A 19042-nucleotide genomic window follows, 5' to 3' on the forward strand; every position below is an offset into this window, starting at 1 on the left:
TCAACCGGCAGTGACGGCGAGAGTGAGGTTGGCGATGGCTGAGCGGACTGGCGCGGCGGTACCGGGCGGGGCGCCAGTGGTACCGGGTGAGGGCGGCATCACGGAGTCGGAGCTGCGGCTGCTGCTGGCGGGCCTGACGGCCGTGCGCGACGGGGATTTCCGTACGCGGCTGCCCGACGCCGCCGAAGGGCTGCTCGGGGAGATCGCCACCGTCTTCAACGGGATGGTCAACCAGCTCTCGCTGTTCACGTCCGAGGTGACGAGGGTCGCCCGCGAGGTCGGCACCGAGGGGTCGCTGGGCGGCCAGGCCGAGGTCCCCGGGGTCAGCGGAGCCTGGCTGGACCTTACGGATTCGGTCAATTTCATGGCCGGAAACCTCACTGACCAGGTCCGCAACATCGCCCACGTCGCGACGGCCGTCGCCAAGGGCGACCTCTCCCAGCGCATCACCGTCACCGCGCGCGGGGAGATCCTGGAGCTGAAGACCACCATCAACACGATGGTCGACCAACTGTCCGCGTTCGCCGACGAGGTGACGCGGGTGGCCCGCGAGGTCGGCACCGAGGGCAACCTCGGCGGCCAGGCAACCGTCCGGGGCGTGTCCGGGACGTGGAAGGACCTCACCGACAACGTCAACGTCATGGCGTCCAACCTGACGGGCCAGGTGCGCTCCATCGCCCAGGTCGCCACCGCCGTCGCCCGCGGCGACCTGTCGCAGAAGATCACGGTGGAGGCGAAGGGCGAGGTCGCCGCGCTGGCCGGCGTCATCAACACGATGGTCGACACGCTGTCGGCGTTCGCCGACGAGGTGACGCGGGTGGCCCGCGAGGTCGGCACCGAGGGCCGCCTCGGCGGCCAGGCCCGGGTCCCGAACGTGGCGGGCACCTGGAAGGACCTCACCGACAACGTCAACTCCATGGCCAACAATCTCACCGGCCAGGTCCGCAACATCGCGCTCGTCACGACGGCCGTCGCCAACGGCGACCTGTCGAAGAAGATCGACGTGGACGCCCGCGGCGAGATCCTGGAGCTGAAGACCACCATCAACACCATGGTCGACCAGCTCTCCTCCTTCGCCGCCGAGGTCACGCGCGTGGCGCGCGAGGTCGGCAGCGAGGGCAGACTCGGCGGCCAGGCCGAGGTCGAGGGCGTCTCCGGCACCTGGAAGCGGCTCACCGAGAACGTCAACGAGCTCGCCGGGAACCTCACCCGCCAGGTACGGGCGATCGCCGCCGTCACCAGCGCCGTCGCCGAGGGCGACCTCACCCGTTCCATCACCGTGGACGCTCCGGGCGAGGTCGGGGACCTCAAGGACAACATCAACTCCATGGTGGGCTCACTGCGGGAGACCACCCGCGCCAACCAGGAGCAGGACTGGCTCAAGTCCAACCTGGCGCGCATCTCCGGACTGATGCAGGGCCACCGCGACCTCGCGGCCGTCGCCGAACTGGTCATGGACGAACTGACCCCGCTGGTCGCCGCCCAGTACGGGGCCTTCTACCTGGCCGAGGACACCCCCCAGGGGACGATGCTCTCCCTCGTCGGCTCGTACGGACGTGCCGCGTCCGACGGAGTGGCCGTCCGCTTCGCGCTCGGCGACTCCCTCGTCGGCCAGGCGGCCCGCAGCCGCCGGACCATCGCCACCGACCAGGTCCCCGCCGACTACATCGTCTCCTCCGGGCTCGGGCACACCACGCCGGGCAGCCTGATGATCCTGCCGATCGTCGTCGACGACCAGGTCCTCGGGGTGATCGAACTCGCCTCGTTCTCCGCCTTCACCCCCGTCCACCGCGACTTCCTCAGCCAGTTGATGGAGACCATCGGCGTCAACGTCAACACCATCGTCGCCAACGCCCGCACCGACGAACTCCTCGAGGAATCCCAGCGTCTGACCGCCGAACTCCAGGCCCGCTCCGCCGAACTCCAGGACCAGCAGGAGGAGCTGCAGCGCTCGAACGCGGAACTGGAGGAAAAGGCCGCGCTGCTGGCGAGCCAGAACCGTGACATCGAGGCCAAGAACCTGCAGATCGAACAGGCCCGGCAGGAGCTCGAGGACCGCGCCCAGCAGCTGTCGCTCGCCTCCAAGTACAAGTCGGAGTTCCTGGCGAACATGAGCCACGAGCTGCGCACCCCGCTCAACAGCCTGCTCATCCTCGCCCAGCTCCTGGCCCAGAACCCCACCCGCAACCTCACCCCGAAGCAGGTCGAGTACGCGGGCATCATCCACTCCGCCGGATCCGACCTCCTCCAGCTGATCAACGACATCCTCGACCTCTCCAAGGTCGAGGCCGGCAAGATGGACATCCACCTCGAAAAGGTCCACCTGCCGCACCTGCTCGACTACGTCGAAGCCACCTTCCGGCCGATGACCACGCAGAAGAGCCTCGACTTCACCGTCACCACCGCCCCCGACTCACCCGCCGACCTGCTCACCGACGACGCCAGGCTGCGCCAGATCCTGCGCAACCTGCTGTCCAACGCCGTCAAGTTCACCGAGCGCGGCAGGGTCGAACTGCGCATCGAACGGGCCTCCGACGCGGAGATCCCCACCGGACTGGTCCGGCACGGCGGCATGATGGCCTTCCGCGTGCGCGACACCGGCATCGGCATCCCCGAACAGCAGCTGGAATCCGTGTTCGGCGCCTTCCAGCAGGCCGACGGCACCACGAGCCGCAAGTACGGGGGCACCGGCCTCGGACTCTCGATCACCCGCGAGATCGCCCAGCTGCTCGGCGGGGCCGTGGCGGCCGAGAGCACTCCCGGCCAGGGCAGCACCTTCACCCTGTACCTTCCCGTCACCCACACGGACCTCGAAGGAAGCCCGGCGGCCCTCCCGGCCGCCGCCCCGGCGCCCGCGCCCCGCGGCCCGGTCCACGAGCTCCCCGCCCCGCGGCACGGGGGTGACGGCGCGAGCACGCCCGCCCGCCAGCGCCAGGGCCGCCGCCTCCTCGTCATCGAGGAACGCCCGAGCGGCCTGCTCTCCCTCGTAGCGGAGAGCGCCGAGCGCGACCTCGTACCGCGCCACGGCGGGAACGCCGAGCAGCCGGGCATCCAGGTCGTCGGCGCCACCAGCTCGCGCGAAGCCGCCGCGGCACTGGCCTCCGAGCCGTTCCACTGCGTCGTCCTCGAACTCGGCATGCCCGACGGCGAAGCCCTGCGCTTCCTCGACGCGCTGGACGGCGACCCCGCGCTCAGCTCCCTGCCGGTCCTCGCCCACAACAACCCGCGCCTGGACAACGGCCAGGAGAAGGCCCTGCGGAAGCGGGCCGCGTCCCGCCGCCTGGAACTGCTGACCAGCCTGGACGAGCTCCGCGAACGCATCGTCCTGCACCTGTCCACCGAGCGGCCCGGCGAGCTGCCGCCGCTCGTCGACGGGACGGCGGAAGCCGAGACCGCCCACCAGCTGCCCGACGGGGACCTCGCGGGACGCACCGTCCTCGTCGTCGACGACGACGCGCGCAACCTGTTCGCCCTCAGCGGCATCCTCGAACTCCACGGCATGCAGGTCCTCCACGCCGAGAACGGCCGCAAGGGCATCGAGACGCTCACCCGCAACCCCGGCATCGACCTCATCCTGATGGACGTGATGATGCCCGAGCTGGACGGATACGCCGCGACCGCGGAGATCCGCCGCATGCCCGCCCACGCCGACCTGCCCATCATCGCCGTCACCGCCAAGGCCATGCCGGGCGACCGGGAGAAGAGCCTCGCGGCCGGGGCCAGCGACTACGTGACCAAGCCCGTCGACGCCGACGACCTCATCGGCCGCGTCCGGCACTGGCTGACGGCACCGGGCCGCCAGGACGAGGGAGCGGCAGTACGGTGATCCCTTCCGAGATCTCCCAGTCCCCCGGGGAACGAGCGGCCGCCGCGCCGGCCGGGGACCGGCCGCCGCCGTCACTGCCCCGGCAGACCGCCACGCCCCTGGGGCGGCTCGTCGCCACGGTCGAACGCCTGCGCCGGGAGGTACGCGAGGCACACGCGGCCGCCGACGGCCGGGCCCTGGTCGAACTGGCCAAGGGAATCCTGATGGGGCGCCTGGACTGCACCCCCGCCGCCGCGGCCCACCAGCTCGAAGAGCTGTGCCGAGAGGCCGGGCTCTCCCCCCTCGAACTCGCCGCCGACATCGTCAACCAGGCGGCCCGCGACCATGTCACCGAGGTCGCGGCCGAGTTCGTCGAACGGACCGCGGCCGCGGGGCCGGCCCCGCGCACCTCCGACGTGGCGGTACGCCTGCGCACCGCCGAGAGCGGCGTCCTCGCCTCCGCCGACACCCAGGCCGTGGCGGAATCCCTGCTGGCCAACGCGCTGACCCCGCTGGGGGCCGTCGCCGTGGCGGTGTGGGCCGCGGCCCCCGACGGCTCGCTGACCCTCGCCGGCCACGCCGGGTTCCCCGCCGAGGAGGCCTCCCGCTGGCGTCACGTGCCCCCGGGAGTCGCGACCGTGCCCCGCCTCGCCCTGCGCGAACGCGCCACGGTCACCCTCGCCGACCCGCGGGGCGACGGCATCCCCTCGATCGGGCGCCCGCACTGGCCCGACGGCGGCCGGATGGCCGTCCCGGCCGGGACCGGCGGACGCGTGCACGGCGTACTCGAAGTCTGCTGGCCCGAACCCCTGCCGCCACAGCCACCGCAGATCCAGCGCCAGGTCGAGGCACTGGCCGAGCTGTGCGCCCACACCCTGGACTCGGCGGTCGCGCCCGACGCCGAGGCGCCGCACGGCTTGCTCCCCGACGTCTCGGAGCTGATCGCCCTCGCCGAGGGGCTGCACGACCCCACCATCATCCTGACCCCGGTACTCGATCAGGACGGCCGCCTGGCCGACTTCCGCATCCGCCACGTGAACACCCGTTTCGTCGACCCTGTGGGCCGGCCGCGCGGCGACGTCAACGGCGCGCTGCTGCTGGAGGCCTACCCGATGGCCGCGGGCGAGAGCGGCCTCTTCGAGAGCATCGAACGGGTGCACGCCACCGGCGAACCGTTCCGGGCCGAGCGCGTGAGCCTGACGGCGCTCGTCGACCAGATCCCGCTGACCTCGGTCGCGGACATCAGCGTCAGCCGTCACGGCGCCGCGGTCCTGCTGATCTGGCGCATCGAGGACGAGACCGCCCGGCTGGCGAACCTGCTCCAGCACGCCCAGCGCCTGGGCCGCATCGGCGGTTTCGAGGAGAACTTCGGCACCGGGGAGATCAGCTGGAACTCCGAGCTGTACGCCCTCCACGGACTGCCGACCACCGCCTCACCCGTACCGCTGCGGAACCTGCCCGACTACGCCCACCCGGACGACGCCGCGGCCCTCGGCCGCTTCCTGCGCGCCGTCATGCGCTACCGCCGCCCCGCCTCCGTCAACCTGCGCCTGCGACGCTCCGACGGCATCCTCCGCCACATCCGGGTCGTCGCCGAGCCCGTCCTCGACTCGGCCCAGCGCCTGCACGCCGTACGCGGCGCCTACCAGGACATCTCCGCGCAGCACTGGACCGAGGTGGCCCTCGCCGCCACCCGCGACCAGCTGGCCCTCACGGAAGCGGAATCGGCCGAACGCAACCGGCTCGCCCTCCAGCTCCAGCACGCCATCATGCCCCCGCACCACCACATCGAGGCGCCGGGGCTGAAGGTCGCCGTACGCTACCGGCCCGCGGAGACCGAGTCCCTGGTCGGCGGGGACTGGTACGACACGCTCGTCCTGCCCTCGGGCCTCATCATGCTGTCGGTGGGCGACGTCGCGGGCCACGGCATCGAGGCGGCCACCGGGATGGTGGTACTGCGCAACGCGATGCGCGGCCTCGCCGTGACCGGAGCCGGCCCCGCCCAGCTGATGTCCTGGCTCAACACGGTCACCCACCACCTCACCAAGCAGGTCACCGCCACCGCCGTCTGCGGCCTCTACGATCCGCGGACCCGCGTCATGCGCTGGGCGCGTGCCGGGCACCTGCCTCCCGTGCTGGTCAGGAAGGGCGAGGCCAGTGCCCTCCCCCTCATCGACGGGCTGCTGCTGGGCGCGCTGCCCGACGTCACCTACGCCGAGCAGGAGGTCCGGCTCGAACCGCAGGACACCCTGCTGCTGTTCACGGACGGCCTGGTCGAGCGCCGGGACGCCTCCGTGCAGGACTCCCTGGCCCATCTGCTGGGGACGGTCGCCTCGGGGGCCGACGACCTGGACGGCCGCCTCGACGGCCTGCTCACCGAGAGCTGGTCCGACACCGACGACGACACCTGCGTGATCGGCGTACAGGTCGACTGACGGACGGGGTGCCGGGGTGCCGGGGGCTCAGGCGGTGTCGGACCGCGCGGAGAGCGGGGCGGCGATCCGCTCCAGGGAGCGCCCCTCGGCCGCCACGGCGAAGAAGGCGGCGACCACGCCCGCGGCGACCATCAACGCCGCCCCGACGCAGAACGCCACGACGGTGTCGGCGCGGACGCCGCTGGAGGTGAGGTCGGCGAAGACCAGCGGTCCGGAGATGCCGCCGGCCGCGGTGCCGATCGCGTAGAAGAACGCGATCGCCATCGCCCGCGTCTCCATCGGGAAGATCTCGCTCACGGTCAGGTACGCCGAACTCGCCCCCGCCGAGGCGAAGAAGAGCACCGCGCACCAGCACGCCGTCATCGTCAGCGCGGTGAGCCGGCCCGCGCCGAACAGCCAGGCCGTGGCGAACAGCAGCAGCCCCGACAACACGTAGGTGCCCGCGATCATCGGGCGGCGGCCGACGGTGTCGAAGAACCGGCCGAGGACGAGCGGCCCGAGGAAGTTGCCGAAGGCGATGACGGCGAAGTAGTAGCCGGTGACGCCGCTGGAGACGTCGAAGAAGCGGATCAGGATGGTGCCGAAGCCGAAGGTGATGGCGTTGTAGAGGAACGCCTGCCCGACGAAGAGCGACAGGCTGAGGACGGCGCGCCGCGGGTAGGACCGGAAGACGGTCCGGGCGATCAGCCCGAACCCGATGCTCCGGTGCGGGGTGACGGTGATCGCCTCGTCCGGCTCGGGCAGCGGGACCCCCTTCTCGGCCTCCACCTGCCGTTCGACCTCGCCGACCAGCTCCTCGGCCTCCCGGGCCTTGCCGTGCATGAACATCCAGCGGGGGCTCTCGGGCACGTGGCGCCGGACGAGCAGGATCACCAGCCCCAGGACCACGCCGAGCGCGAAGGTGAGCCGCCAGCCCAGCCAGGCGGGGAACACGTCCGTGTCGAGTGCGACCACGGACAGCAGCGCGCCCGCGACGGCGCCGAGCCAGAAGCTGCCGTTGATGATCAGATCGACCCGGCCCCGGTACTTGCTCGGGATCAGCTCGTCGATCGCCGAATTGATGGCGGCGTACTCGCCGCCGATGCCGAATCCGGTGAGGAAGCGGAAGAGGAAGAACCACCAGGGCGAGAAGGAAAGGGCGGTGAGGGCGGTCGCGGCGAGGTAGAGGGCGAGGGTGACCAGGAAGAGCCTCTTGCGGCCGAAGAGATCGGTCAGCCGCCCGAACACCAGCGCTCCCGAACACGCCCCGGCCACGTAGAGCGCGGCGGCGACGCCGGTGACCTGGGCGTCGGTGACGGACAGGCCGCTGCCGTCCTCGGAGAGGCGTCCGGCGATGTTGCCGACGATGGTGACCTCGAGGCCGTCGAGGATCCACACGGTGCCCAGCCCGACCACGATCATCCAGTGCCACCGTGACCAGGGCAGGCGGTCCAGCCGCGCCGGCACCCGCGTGGTGACCGTCCCCGTATCCCGACTTCCGACACGACCCCCGAGCTCAGTCATGCACGCGCTGTTGCCCGCCGCCGGGCACCCCAAACCGCCACGGGGGCCGAACGGGTGGGCTCAGCCGAGGAACGACAGCCGTACGGTACGGCGGGGGTTGTCACGGTTGGTGTCCACCAGGACGACCGACTGCCAGGTCCCCAGCGCCAGTTCGCCGCCCACGACCGGCAGGGTGGCGTGCGGTGGTACGAGCGCCGGGAGCACGTGGTCGCGGCCGTGCCCGGGGGAGCCGTGCCGGTGCCGCCAGCGGTCGTCGGCGGGAAGCAGCGTCCGCAGGGCCTCCAGCAGGTCGTCGTCGCTGCCCGCACCCGTCTCGATGACGGCGAGCCCGGCCGTGGCGTGCGGGGTGAACACGTTGAGGAGCCCGTCGCGCCCCCGGGCGACCTCACGCAGGAAGCCGGAGCAGGCCGCCGTCAGATCGTGGACGGTCTCCGCGGAGCCGGTGGTGACGTCGATCGTCCGTGTGGTGAAGGTGTCTGTCATCCCTCCATCCTCCCCGGTCAGGGCCGGGGTCACCGGTGGGGGCCCTCGCCGGGCCGCGACCCGGGCCGGGGCGGGACGTCCCGGGGGAACAAGCGGACCTCACCGCGGGGGAGGGCGCCGAGCGGCTCGCGGGGGAGGAGCGCCGGGCTCTGGCCGAAGCCGCCGGCGTCGCCCCGGACGGCACCGGATCCCGCCGCCTCGCCACCGGTACGCCCGCGGCTCCCTTCGCCGGCCCCGACGGCCGTGCCGGGGAGAGCGCCCGGGTGCGGCGGCCCGGCCGCCGGCCGCCGGCCGGCCGACAGGAACTCGCGGAACACCCGGGAGGAACGCGGGTTCTTCCCGCACTGCCACACGCCGTGCGGGCAGTAGTCGCTGATGCTGTGGTAGAGCGGCTTCTGCTTGGCGATCCACGTCAGCATCCGCCGCATGTAGTCGGGGTTGTCGCCGTTGCGGAACAGCCCCCACTCGGGGTACGAGATCCGCTTGCCGTGCTCCCTCGCGAAGTCGACCTGGTGCTGGAGGCCGTACGGCTGGGTGATCTGTTCGTGGAAGGTGTTCCCGGGAGGCTGGTCGTAGGAGTCCATGCCGATGATGTCGACCACGTCGTCCCCGGGATAGCACTCGGTCCAGGCGATCGCGTCGATGCCCCGGTTGGGGGCGAAGTCGAAGCGGAACCGCTGCCCCTCGACGGAGCGCATGGCGCTCACGATGTTGCGCCAGTACTGCTTCCACGCCTCCGGCTCGGGGCGGCACCGGTGGGTGTAGTTGAAACCGTTCATCTCCCAGCCGAGCACGATCACGGTGTCCCGCAGCCCGAGCGAGACCAGGCGCTCGGCCAGCCGCCGGAAGTGGTGGTCGTACGCGCCCTCCGCGCCGGAGCGGAGCAGCTCGGCGATCCGGTCGTCGGGAACCCCGGCCTCGTTCTGGTCCAGCATGGGCACGTTCAGGACGAACAGCCGGTCGGACCGCTGCTTGCGCCACCGTGCCCAGGCGTCGAGGGAATTGGGCAGGCCCTCGATGTTCGCCCAGGTGTCGCCGGGCAGGTAGGTGTGCCCGGCGCGCAGGTCGGTTCCGCCGAGCCAGCGGGAGAGCCCCCGCATCCTGTCGACGCCGGGAGAGCCGTAGTGGAGGTACGCGCCCACCGCGATCCCCTTGCCGGCGCCTCCCCCGGGGCCCTGGTGCGGGGCGGGGGCGGGGGCGCCCCCGGTGGCGAGCAGCACGACGGCGGCCGTGCCGACGCAGGCGCCGGCCATCCAGCGGCCTCTTCGGGACATGGCGTCTCCACAAGGTCTGTGAACGATGTGCTTGCCAGTGACGTTAGGCATGCCACCCCGCGACGGCCTGCCGGGTGTCCCGATCCTGGACCATTAGCGGTAGCGGGCCGCCGCCGCTTGGCCCGACAGGGTGACGGCGGCCGCGCCCTCCGGCGACTGCCCGACGGCGGCCCGTGAGCCGGCGGGGGCAGCCCGGCCTCAGACCATGAGCAGCAGCCGCGTCTGCGGCACCAGCTTCCGGTTGACACTGGTGCTCTGCACGAAGATCGTGAAGTCGTCGTTGTGGTCGGGCTTGACGCGGACCTCCGCGTCGGGCAGGCCGAGCAGGGCGCGGGCCTCCGGACCCGTGTAGACCCGGTCCGTCTTCTTTTCCAGTACCGCTATCTGCTTCCGCGCCTGCACCTTTTCCGACTTGCTCAGCTGGTAGAAAGCGCAACCGGTGCGGTACGTGTGTCCGTTCTCGACCACCCATTCGCGGATCGCCGCGTCACGGGCCACGGGAATCAGCTGGTACTGCGACGGATCCACCGGGGTGAGGCCGGCCGCTTCGATGGCCTTCTTGTTAACGGCTTCGCCGCCCGTCGAGAACACCGCGCGCGATCCCCGGATTCCCTTGGTGCGGCCCACCATGAATTTCTCGGTGGCCTCCTGGATCACCTGTCCGGCGTCCTCCAGGCCCTGGGTGCTCGTGGCGTCCCAGATGGCGACGTTGTCCTTCGGGAAGCCGCACTGCATGGCCTCGCGCTTGCCCATCTGGTCCGGCACCAGGACGGCCAGCGTCCAGTTGTCGTCCTGCGTCTCGATCATCTTGCCCACGGCCTCGACCAGTTGGCGCGGGTCGCGGCCGGGGGCTCCCGGGCAGCGGTGGCTGGCGTTCTCCTGGCCGTCGGTCAGCACGAACGTCAGGAAGCTGTGGTCGCCGTAGAGTTGGGCGGTCTGCGCCAGCTCCCGCTGCGACTGCAGGGTGGCGGCCAGCAGGGCCGTCATTCCGCCGGTACGGTACATCTGCTTCAGGGACGGCATGCGCAGCACGTCCTTGTCGTAGATGACGCACTCGACCCGGTTCGAGAACACGTACACCGTGACGCGGGTTTCCTGGTCCAGTTCCTTCGAGCGGCGGGCCAGATAGGCGATCTGCTGGTCCGCGACGTCGACGACCTTCTGACTCAGGTGTGACATGGACGAACTGGCGTCCAGCACGAGAGCAACGTGATTGATGTAATTCTGGATTCCGGTCATGACCGCTCCCCCTCTTTCCGACTTGATGCTTCGATCCTCGCACCCGCCACTGACAATCGGCCTTCGGCGAGCGGTCCGGCAGCGTCAGTGACGGCCTTCCAGGAGCGCGCACGCGAAGTCCTCCTGGACCGTGCGGAGCAGGGCGAGCGGCCGGGCTTGTTGCCCTCGCTGGTCTGGGTGTTGACGGAGAACGTGAGGGGACGCGCGCCGTCGCGGGTCGTCGCGGCGACTTCGCTGACCTCCTCGGGCGCGGCGGGCGGGGTGGCGTCGTAGCCGTGCAGGAACGGGCGAGGAAGGCGGTGCCCCAGGGGCAGGCTGGTCCGGCGCAGCCCGAGCGGGCGGTACACGAGCTCCGCGAGGGGGTCCTCGTAGCGGCGCCCGGTGGCGGCTTCGGCCATCAGGGCGACGGCGATGTTGTCGGAGCTGGTGTGCGGGAGGAGCCGGCGCAGGGTCACCGGGTGCCAGGCGGCGGGCTGGGAGGGCAGCCGTTCGCCGATGGTGTCGTCGAGGGAGGGCGCGGAGACGGCGGGGGGAGGCGCGGGTGGGTACGTGTGTCTCGCGGAGTCGGCGGGACTTCGGAAGACAGGGCCCAACACCCCGGGCGGGCGTCCCGCGCCTGCGACGCGCCCGGCCGGCCGTCCGGCGGACACGCGGACCCCCGTGCGGGGCGCGTGCGGACGGACCGGACCGATGCGCCGGCGGGCGGGCCGACGGTACAGCCCTCAGAGCACGACGATGCCCAGGGGGCGGGAGCCGGCGGGGAGGCGTCGGGTGGTGCCGTCGGAGAGGTCGACGACGCTCAGCCCGTTCCAGTACCCGTCCCGGGTGTAGCCGCCGGTGACGTACGCCGTCCGGCCGTCCCGGGACACCGCGACGTCCTCGTGCGGGCCGTCCAGCGGGTACACGCGTTCGTCTCCGGCGGGTGACCTGACGGTGAGCGAGGGGCCCTCGCCCTCCTCCACGGCGCCGGTGCCGACCACGAGGAGCCGGCCGTCGGCGGTGAGGGCGGTGCCGTGCTGGTGGGTGTCGGCCGTCATCGGTTCCACGGTGACCGTGCCGCTCCGGGGGTCCACCACGGCCAGGCGCTCCCCCTCGAACGGCAACAGCAGCCGGCCGTCGCCGGGGCGGACGGCCGCGTAGTGCGGCTTCAGCCAGGAGCCCAGGCCGCCCTCGGTGCCGTACGGGGCGACCTCGATGCGGCGCGGCGCGAGGGTGCCGGCCGCGACGACCGTGACGTCGAAGGAGTCGTGGCCGCTCACGTACACCTCGCCGCCGTCGCGGGCGACGTCCACGTCGAAGGGACGGCGGCCCACCGGCACGGTGGCGGTGACCTCGCGCGCCGAGGTGTCGATCACCTCGAGGACGCCCCGGCCGCCGGGCACGTTGACCCCGACGTAGGCGCGCGAGCCGTCCGGCGCGAGGGCGATCCCCATGCCGCCTCCCCGGTACTCGCCGGTGCCGGCGGGGCCCGTATCCGTCGTGTACGCGATCCGGGCCACCCGCGTGCGGGTGCGGGTGTCGACCACGGCCACGCCCTCGGCGGTGGCCACCCAGGCGGTGCCGTCCGGGCCGACGGCCAGTCCGTACGGGGCGGTGCCGACGGTGACGGAACCGACCGGGCCGCGCTCCGGATCGACGAAGGTGACCGTGTCGGCACCGAAGTCGGCGACGAGCAGCGTCCCCTCGGGGGTGGGGCGGCCTGCGGGCAGTGGCGTTCCGCTCGGCGCGGGCGCTACGCCCGCCCCGCCAGCCCCGCCCGCCGTGCCGCACCCGCCCAGCAGCGCGAGGAGGGCCGGCACGACGGCCAGCACCGACCGCTTCCGGGCCCGGCGGCTCATCGCGCGCTCCGGCCGGGCCGGCCGTCGGCGCCGGACCCCTCCTGTGCCGCGCCCAGGAGCCGGGCCGGTCCGTCGAAGCCGCGCCGCACCGCGTGCTCGTACGCGGTCACCCCCTTGGAGTCGGCGAGCCACGGGTCCGCCCCGGCGTCGAGCAGCAGCCGGACGACCTCCTGGTGGCGGAAGTCGCCGTCGCCGAGGATGACCGCCTCCAGCAGAGCGGTCCAGCCGAGCCGGTTGACGTGGTCGACGTCGATGTCCGTCTCCGCCAGCACGGCCCGTACGTATCCGACGTGCCCCCGTTCGGCGGCCGGGATGAGGGAGGTCCCGCCGAACCGGTTGGGCTGCGTCAGATCGGGCCCCGCCGGGAGCAGGACCCGCATCATGCGGACGCTGCCGGTGACCCCGGTGACCAGCCAGGGGCTGTCCGCGCGGGAGTCGGGGGCGTTGGGGTCGGCTCCGGCGGCCACCAGGACCTCGGCCGCGCGGACGTGGTCGCCGAGCACCGCGAGCAGCAGCGGTGTGCGCAGGTCCTCGTCCCGGGTCTCCGGAGCGGCGCCGGCGGACAGCGCGGCGCGCACGCCGTCGGCGTCACCGGCCTTGGCGGCATCGAGCAGTAGTCGGTCGTGCGGGTTCATGCCTCCATCGTGGGCCCGGCCGCCCCGGCGGACGGTCGCCCCGCCGTCCCTTCCCGGCCACCCGCCCGGCCGACCCGCCCGTCATCCGATCGGCCGATCCGTCCCGTCCCGCCCTCGGCTGCACGCGCGGGCCCCGCGTCCCCGGGCGGCACCGAGGCGGCCGCGGGCGGGCCCGGCGCCCTGCGTACGGCAGGACCCCATAACCGCTGGTGCTGGCCGGCAGAAGAACCGTCTATTGGCCATACGGGCCGGCCCCGAGCAGGCTTGGCCCCATGGGAAACAAGACGGACCCCAAGGACCGGCAGGCGGGCGTCAAGGCCGCCATAGCCGCGGAACGCCGCGAGCTGGCGGACCTGTTCGACGGCCTGCGGGCTGCCGAGTGGGACGCGCCCAGCCTGTGCGAAGGATGGACGGTCCGCGAGGTCGTCGCCCACATGTCGATGGGTTTCCGGCTCTCCCTGACCGCGACCCTGGGCGAACTGGTCAAGGCCCGGGGGAACCTCCACCGCATGACCGACCGCGTCGCCCGCCGCGACGCCGCCGCCCACTCGGCCACGGAGCTCGGCGCCTTCCTCCGGGACAACGCCCACCACCCCTGGACGCCGCCGGTCGGCGGGTTCCGTGCCGCTCTGGGGCACGACGTGGTCCACGGGCTGGACGTCACGGCCGCCCTCGGGCACGACCGGCGTGTTCCCGAGGACCGGCTGCGCATCCTGCTCGACGACATCAAGCCCAGCGGCCTGAAGTTCTTCGGCGTCGACCTCACCGGAGTGCGGCTGAGCGCCGAGGACACGGACTGGTCGTACGGGGCCGGCGCCCCGGTGTACGGGGACGCCCAGGACCTCCTCCTGCTCGCCTTCGGCCGCCGCCTGCCGCCCGGGCGCCTGCGCGGTGAAGCGGCCGGCCGTTTCACGGGCCGCCCCACCGGCCGCTGAAGCCCGGATGCGGCCCGCGCGCGGCCGGACGGCTCACGGCGTCGGGTCCGGTGCCCGCCACGCCGCCATCTGCTCGCGGAACTTCGGGCACCTGACGATGTCCTCCTCGCCGCACTGGACGGCGTGCGTCAGGAGCTGGTGGGCGTGGTCGAGATCGACCATGCGCTGCTCGATCTCCGTGATCTTGGCGCGGATCATCGCCTGCCTGCGCGGCTGCTCACGCTGGAACTCCCTGATCTCCGCAAGTGTCAGCCCGGCCTGCTGGCACTTGCGGAGCACCGTGATCCGCTCGGCGGCCTCCGGTGGATAGCGCCGCTGGCCGCTCTGGCGTTCCGCAGGGGGCAGCAGTCCGTGCCGCTCCCAGTACCGGATCGCCGAAGCGGGCACTCCGGTGATCTCGGCGAGTTGTCCGATCGTCATGCGCACGCCGGTCCCTCCTGGCTCCCGTCGGTTCCCCCACCCGAGGCATTTGACTTGAACCTTAGTTCAAGTTGAAGAGTGGTCCCCACGTGGACGGCGGCCGACGAGCGGCCGCCGCCGGCAGATTCCGGGAGAGACGTATGACTGGAACAGGTGGAGCGCAGGAGCGGGCCCACGCCCTGGTGAAGGCCGCCGAGGGGCTGTTCGCGGCGGGAGTGATGTCCCACTCCGGGCACGCCAACCTCAGCGCGCGGCTCGACGGCGAACGCCTCCTGCTCACCCCGGGGTTCGTCCGCGGGGTGCGGCCCGAGGACCTGGCGACCGTCGGTTTCGACGGAAAGGTCCTCGAGGGCGAACTGCAGTCCGTCAGCGCCGAGATCGTCGCCATGCACAGCGTCGTCTACGAGGCGCGCCCCCATGTGGGCGCCATCATCCACACGCACTCGCCCGCGGCGACCGCCTTCGCGGTGGCTAACCGGCCGTTGCCGTGCCGGACCGAGCCGATGCTGCGCTTCGGCCAGGCGGAGGAGGTGCCGGTGGTCCCCTGGGGGCCCCGGGGGTCGGACGTATCGGTGCGCGGCATCGCCGACGTCCTGGAGCGGCGCCCCACGACGGCCGCCGTCCTGCTGGCCAACCACGGCCTGCTGGTGTTCGGACCGGACGCCCTGACCACCGCCCACCTGCTGGTGGCGATCGAGGAGAGCGCCGAGGCGGAGATCGCGGCGGCGGCGATCGGCGGGGCCGTGGACTTTCCCCCGGGTGCCCAGGAGGCCGTACGGGCCGCGATCGCACGGCGGACGTCATGACGAACGACGCGCTCGCCTCCCGTACGGAGGCGGTACGGGACCGCTACCGCTCCACACTGGGAGCCGTCCCGGAGGGAGTGCAGGAACGTCTGCGCCTCGCCGGGGACTTCGGCCGGCTTCCCACCGAGGAGGCCATCGCGGCGCTGCGGCACATCGTGCTGACGGACAGCCCCCTGGGGGACCGGGTACAGCAGCTCGTCCACTTCGGCCAGCTGCTGGCCCTCGGTCGGGCGCACCCCGCCCGGATCCACGCCCGGGGCGCGCTCCACGCCGGGGCGGGCATCGCCGACCTCATCGGGGTCGCCGAGACCGTGCTCATCACGGCGGGCGTGCCGGCGTACGCACTGGGCACCGAGATCATCGCCGAACTCGCCCCGGGCGAAGGGGAACCCGGAGGCGCGCGGCCCGACGGCCGGAACGGCGCGGCGCGGTTCTGAGCGCGTGGGAGGGCAGTGCGCTGCCGCGCCCGCCACCTCCGGTCCCGGTCCGGCGGTGGCTGACGGGGAGGCCGCGGGCCCGCTCGCAGCGGCCTGCGGGCTCCCCCCGCCCCCGGACCGTCGGCATGAGCGGGGCTGGCGCGGGTATCCGCGGGCGGGCAGGAAAGCACCCACTCACGGAAAGGCGTACCCGTCATGACCCAGGACGACCCCACACCGTCCGGCGAACCGCGCGAGCCGACACCCGCGGAACGCGCCGCCCGCGACCGAGTACGACGGCGCGCCGAAGGCATGACGCACCACCGGGCCGCCGACGCCCTGCACGCCGCCCGGCAGGCGGCGGGCGACCTCACGGCGGCGGACGCGGCGACGCGCGCCGAGGTGGCGGAATGGCAGCGGATCACCGACGCGCTCTTCGACCACGGAGGCCCCTACACGACGGAAGCCGACGCCTACGTACAGGGCGAACTCACCGCCCGCCGCGAAGCTCGCTAGCGCGGCGGCCGCCCAGGGCGCTCGCCGCGCCGCCGGGTGACCCGCATCACACCCGCCTCCTGTCAGGAATCGGGGCGCCGTCTCGTCCAAGGGGCACGCCCAACGAGACAGGAGCACGCCATGAAGCACCGCATCGTCGTCCTCGGCGCCGGATACGCCGGCGCCTTCGCCGCCGGGAACCTGGCCCGTCGGCTCTCCTCCGCCGACACCGAGATCACCGTCGTCAACGCCGAGCCCGACTTCGTCGAGCGGATGCGCCTCCACCAGCTCGCGGCCGGCCAGGACCTCGCGTTCCGCAAGCTCGCCGACGTCTTCGAGGGCACCGGGGTACGGCTGCGCCTGGCGCGCGTCACCGGCGTCGACCCGGAGCGCGGGACCGTCGCCGTGACCGGCGAGGAGGGCGACGGCGAACTCGCCTACGACACCCTGCTGTACGCGCTCGGCAGCACCGTGGCCCACCACGGGGTGCCGGGTGCCGCCGAGCACGCCTTCGACGTGACCGGCCGCTCCTCGGCGCTGCGCCTGCGCGAGCGCCTGGCGGGCCTGGGCGGGGGCGGCACCGTGCTGGTCGTCGGCGAGGGGCTGACCGGCATCGAGACCGCCACCGAGCTCGCCGAGTCCCGGCCCGACCTCTCGGTCGCGCTCGCCGCCCGCGGCGAACCGGGCGCGTGGCTCTCCCCGAAGGCCCGCCGCCACCTGCGCCGGGCCTTCGACCGGCTCGGCGTCACCGTCCACGAGCACACCCGCATCGAAGCCGTCGAGCCGGGACGGGCGGTCGCCGCCGACGGTACGTCCCTCCCGGCGGACGTGACGGTGTGGGCGGCGGGGTTCGCCATACACCCCGTAGCGGCCGCGAGCGGCCTCGAGGTCGCCGGCACCGGCCGGATCGTCGTCGACGCCACCATGCGCTCGGTCTCGCACCCGGACGTCTACGCCGCCGGCGACTGCGCCCACGCGATCGGCGCGAACGGCCGCCCGCTGCCGATGTCCTGCGCCTCGGCCGGCCTGACCAACATGCGGGCGACAGCCGCGATCATCGCCCGCCTGACGGGCGGCGAGATCCCGGTCACCGCAATGAAGTACCACGGCAACCACATCAGCCTCGGGCGGCGGGACGCCATCTTCCAGATGGTGGACGCGGACGCCCGGTCCACGTCCCGGTACCTGGGGGGCCGGACCGCCGCGCGGCTCAAGTCGGGCGTGCTCAAGGGGGCCGCCTGGGGCATCGACCACCCGACCTTCGGCATGCCGAAGCGCCGGCGCCGGCTGGCCGCCGCACCCGACGCGGCCGGCGCGTGGGCCACCGCATAGGCTGCGCCGCATGGACCACGCAGCCGTCGAACGGTTCGAGGCCGGCCGGGGCCGGCTGGCCTCGCTCGCGTACCGCCTGCTCGGCTCGGCGGCCGACGCGGAGGACGCCGTGCAGGACGCGTTCCTGCGCTGGCAGGCCGCGGACCGGGACAGCATCGAGGTGCCCGAGGCGTGGCTGACCAAGGTCGTCACCCGTCTCTGCCTCGACCGGCTCCGCTCGGCACAGGCGCGCCACGAGCGGGCCGCCGGGGACTGGCTGCCCGAGCCGCTCCTCGAGGGCGACCCGATGCTCGGCCCCGCCGGCACCTTCGAGCAGCGCGAATCGGTGTCCTTGGCCGTACTGACCCTCATGGAGCGCCTCTCGCCGGCCGAGCGGGCGGCCTACGTCCTGCGCGAGGCCTTCTGCTACCCGCACGCAGAGATCGCCGGGATCCTCGACATCACCGAGTCCGCGAGCCAGCAGTACGTCCACCGGGCCCGGCGCCGGGTCGCCGACGAGCGCCGCGCCGGCGACGGGGCGGACCCCGCGACCGCGCGCCGGATCGTCGAGGAGTTCCTCGCCGCCGCCACCTCGGGGCGCACCGAACGCCTGGTGGAGCTGCTCACCGCCGACGTGACCGTCCTCTCGGACGGTGCCGGCCTGGCCAGGAGGCTGCTGCGGTTCACGACCCGCGAGCGCGTGGCCTCGTACGTACGGGCCGGATTCAAGCCCACCGCGGCGAAGCGGCGGCTGGCGGGCGGCTCCGTCGCCTTCCACATCGCGGTCATCAACGGCTCCCCGGCCGTCCTCGCCGTGGTGGGCGAACGGGTCGCTGGGGTGGTGGCGTTCGAGCTCAGCGACGGAAGGGTGGCGTTCCTGCGCGGCATCGCCGCCCCGGACCGGCTCGCCCGCCTCGACGGGGCCTGGCGGCGGCGCGGGCCCGACGCGCCGTTCATCAGCGGATGGTGACCCGCGCCGGCCGGGCCGCCGCCCGTGCTTGCGGCCGCTATCGCCTCTGCCAGCCGGGACCAGCCACGGCTGTTCGCCCGTGACGTCGTGATCGACGAGCGGGACGACGTGGTAGCCCTGGACCCGGGAGGCCGCCCGGACCTCCTGCTCGAAGCGGCGGCGGAAGGCGGCGTCGCCGCCGTACTCGCGCCGGACCGCCTTCAGCGCGACGGGCTGCCCGCCGCGGGTGCGGGAGAGGTAGACGGTCCCCGTTCCGCCTTCACCGATGCGGCCGAGCAGCCGGTACCCCGCGATCTCCTGCGGGTCCCCGGCGTGCAGCCGGCCCCCTGCCCCGTTCGCCGCCATGCCGGGCCAGCCCCCATTCCATGATCGTCTGAGGTCGGCGTAGCGGACCTCGGCCGCGCCGCGGCCGGCCCGGGCGGCCGGGGCGATGCGCCAACCCGCTTGGGTCGAGCCGGAGTTGCCCGTCCCGGAACG

General features: G+C 73.1%; 16 protein-coding genes and 1 pseudogene. 8 read left to right on the forward strand and 9 right to left on the reverse strand.

Annotated features, from left to right (window positions below; all coding sequences use genetic code 11):
* The first annotated feature begins 34 nt into the window (after positions 1-34).
* Positions 35-3826 (forward strand): HAMP domain-containing protein, encoded by a 3792-nt coding sequence (locus ACFY7H_RS15100; RefSeq protein ID WP_388938068.1) that lies wholly within the window; start codon positions 35-37, stop codon positions 3824-3826.
* On the forward strand, positions 3823-6240 hold the full coding sequence (locus ACFY7H_RS15105) for a SpoIIE family protein phosphatase (protein ID WP_388938070.1): 2418 nt from the start codon (positions 3823-3825) through the stop codon (positions 6238-6240). Before ACFY7H_RS15100 ends, ACFY7H_RS15105 begins: the two co-directional genes overlap by 4 nt.
* Before the next feature lie 27 nt (positions 6241-6267).
* Here the strand turns inward: ACFY7H_RS15105 and ACFY7H_RS15110 are convergent, their stop codons facing one another.
* The 7 genes from ACFY7H_RS15110 to ACFY7H_RS15140 all read right to left on the reverse strand — a co-directional run bounded on the left by ACFY7H_RS15110 (position 6268) and on the right by ACFY7H_RS15140 (position 13212).
* Positions 6268-7743: an MFS transporter gene (locus ACFY7H_RS15110; RefSeq protein ID WP_388938072.1), complete on the reverse strand. Its 1476-nt coding sequence runs from the start codon at positions 7741-7743 to the stop codon at positions 6268-6270.
* 60 nt (positions 7744-7803) lie between these two features.
* Positions 7804-8226, reverse strand: a complete 423-nt coding sequence (locus ACFY7H_RS15115; protein WP_388938074.1) for a YjbQ family protein — start codon at positions 8224-8226, stop codon at positions 7804-7806.
* 29 nt (positions 8227-8255) lie between these two features.
* Positions 8256-9500: a glycoside hydrolase family 26 protein gene (locus ACFY7H_RS15120; RefSeq protein ID WP_388938076.1), complete on the reverse strand. Its 1245-nt coding sequence runs from the start codon at positions 9498-9500 to the stop codon at positions 8256-8258.
* Positions 9501-9698: 198 nt separating this feature from the next.
* Positions 9699-10739, reverse strand: coding sequence for a vWA domain-containing protein (locus tag ACFY7H_RS15125; RefSeq protein ID WP_388938077.1), 1041 nt, complete (start codon positions 10737-10739; stop codon positions 9699-9701).
* A complete protein-coding gene (locus ACFY7H_RS15130; protein WP_388938078.1) occupies positions 10736-11332 on the reverse strand; it encodes a hypothetical protein in 597 nt (198 codons plus the stop codon). Before ACFY7H_RS15130 ends, ACFY7H_RS15125 begins: the two co-directional genes overlap by 4 nt.
* Before the next feature lie 129 nt (positions 11333-11461).
* Positions 11462-12577, reverse strand: coding sequence for a YncE family protein (locus ACFY7H_RS15135; protein WP_388938079.1), 1116 nt, complete (start codon positions 12575-12577; stop codon positions 11462-11464).
* Positions 12574-13212 (reverse strand): ankyrin repeat domain-containing protein, encoded by a 639-nt coding sequence (locus ACFY7H_RS15140; RefSeq protein WP_388938082.1) that lies wholly within the window; start codon positions 13210-13212, stop codon positions 12574-12576. The genes ACFY7H_RS15135 and ACFY7H_RS15140 overlap by 4 nt, the downstream gene beginning before the upstream one ends.
* 272 nt (positions 13213-13484) lie before the next feature.
* On the opposite strand from ACFY7H_RS15140, the gene ACFY7H_RS15145 reads away from it, so the two are divergent.
* On the forward strand, positions 13485-14147 hold the full coding sequence (locus ACFY7H_RS15145; protein ID WP_388938084.1) for a maleylpyruvate isomerase family mycothiol-dependent enzyme: 663 nt from the start codon (positions 13485-13487) through the stop codon (positions 14145-14147).
* Between the two features lie 33 nt (positions 14148-14180).
* Here the strand turns inward: ACFY7H_RS15145 and ACFY7H_RS15150 are convergent, their stop codons facing one another.
* Positions 14181-14567 carry a MerR family transcriptional regulator gene (locus ACFY7H_RS15150; protein WP_388938085.1) on the reverse strand — a complete coding sequence of 129 codons (387 nt, stop codon included), beginning with the start codon at positions 14565-14567 and terminating at the stop codon, positions 14181-14183.
* Positions 14568-14707: 140 nt separating this feature from the next.
* Here ACFY7H_RS15150 and ACFY7H_RS15155 point away from each other — a divergent pair, with 140 nt between their 5' ends.
* The 5 genes from ACFY7H_RS15155 (at position 14708) to ACFY7H_RS15175 (ending at position 18565) form a co-directional block, all read left to right on the forward strand.
* On the forward strand, positions 14708-15373 hold the full coding sequence (locus tag ACFY7H_RS15155) for a class II aldolase/adducin family protein (RefSeq protein WP_388938087.1): 666 nt from the start codon (positions 14708-14710) through the stop codon (positions 15371-15373).
* On the forward strand, positions 15370-15810 hold the full coding sequence (locus tag ACFY7H_RS15160; RefSeq protein ID WP_388938089.1) for a carboxymuconolactone decarboxylase family protein: 441 nt from the start codon (positions 15370-15372) through the stop codon (positions 15808-15810). Before ACFY7H_RS15155 ends, ACFY7H_RS15160 begins: the two co-directional genes overlap by 4 nt.
* Positions 15811-16005: 195 nt before the next feature.
* Positions 16006-16305 (forward strand): hypothetical protein, encoded by a 300-nt coding sequence (locus tag ACFY7H_RS15165; RefSeq protein WP_388938090.1) that lies wholly within the window; start codon positions 16006-16008, stop codon positions 16303-16305.
* Positions 16306-16425: 120 nt separating this feature from the next.
* Positions 16426-17616 (forward strand): NAD(P)/FAD-dependent oxidoreductase, encoded by a 1191-nt coding sequence (locus ACFY7H_RS15170; RefSeq protein WP_388938092.1) that lies wholly within the window; start codon positions 16426-16428, stop codon positions 17614-17616.
* Positions 17617-17626: 10 nt separating this feature from the next.
* Positions 17627-18565, forward strand: coding sequence for a sigma-70 family RNA polymerase sigma factor (locus ACFY7H_RS15175; RefSeq protein WP_388938093.1), 939 nt, complete (start codon positions 17627-17629; stop codon positions 18563-18565).
* 51 nt (positions 18566-18616) lie between these two features.
* Here ACFY7H_RS15175 and ACFY7H_RS15180 read toward each other — a convergent pair.
* Positions 18617-18910, reverse strand: a pseudogene (locus ACFY7H_RS15180) (serine/threonine protein kinase); the annotation flags it as partial.
* Between the last annotated feature and the right edge of the window lie 132 nt (positions 18911-19042).

Origin of the sequence: Streptomyces sp. NPDC012794 (genome assembly GCF_042901085.1) — a bacterium.
Taxonomy (GTDB): Bacteria; Actinomycetota; Actinomycetes; order Streptomycetales; family Streptomycetaceae; genus Streptomyces.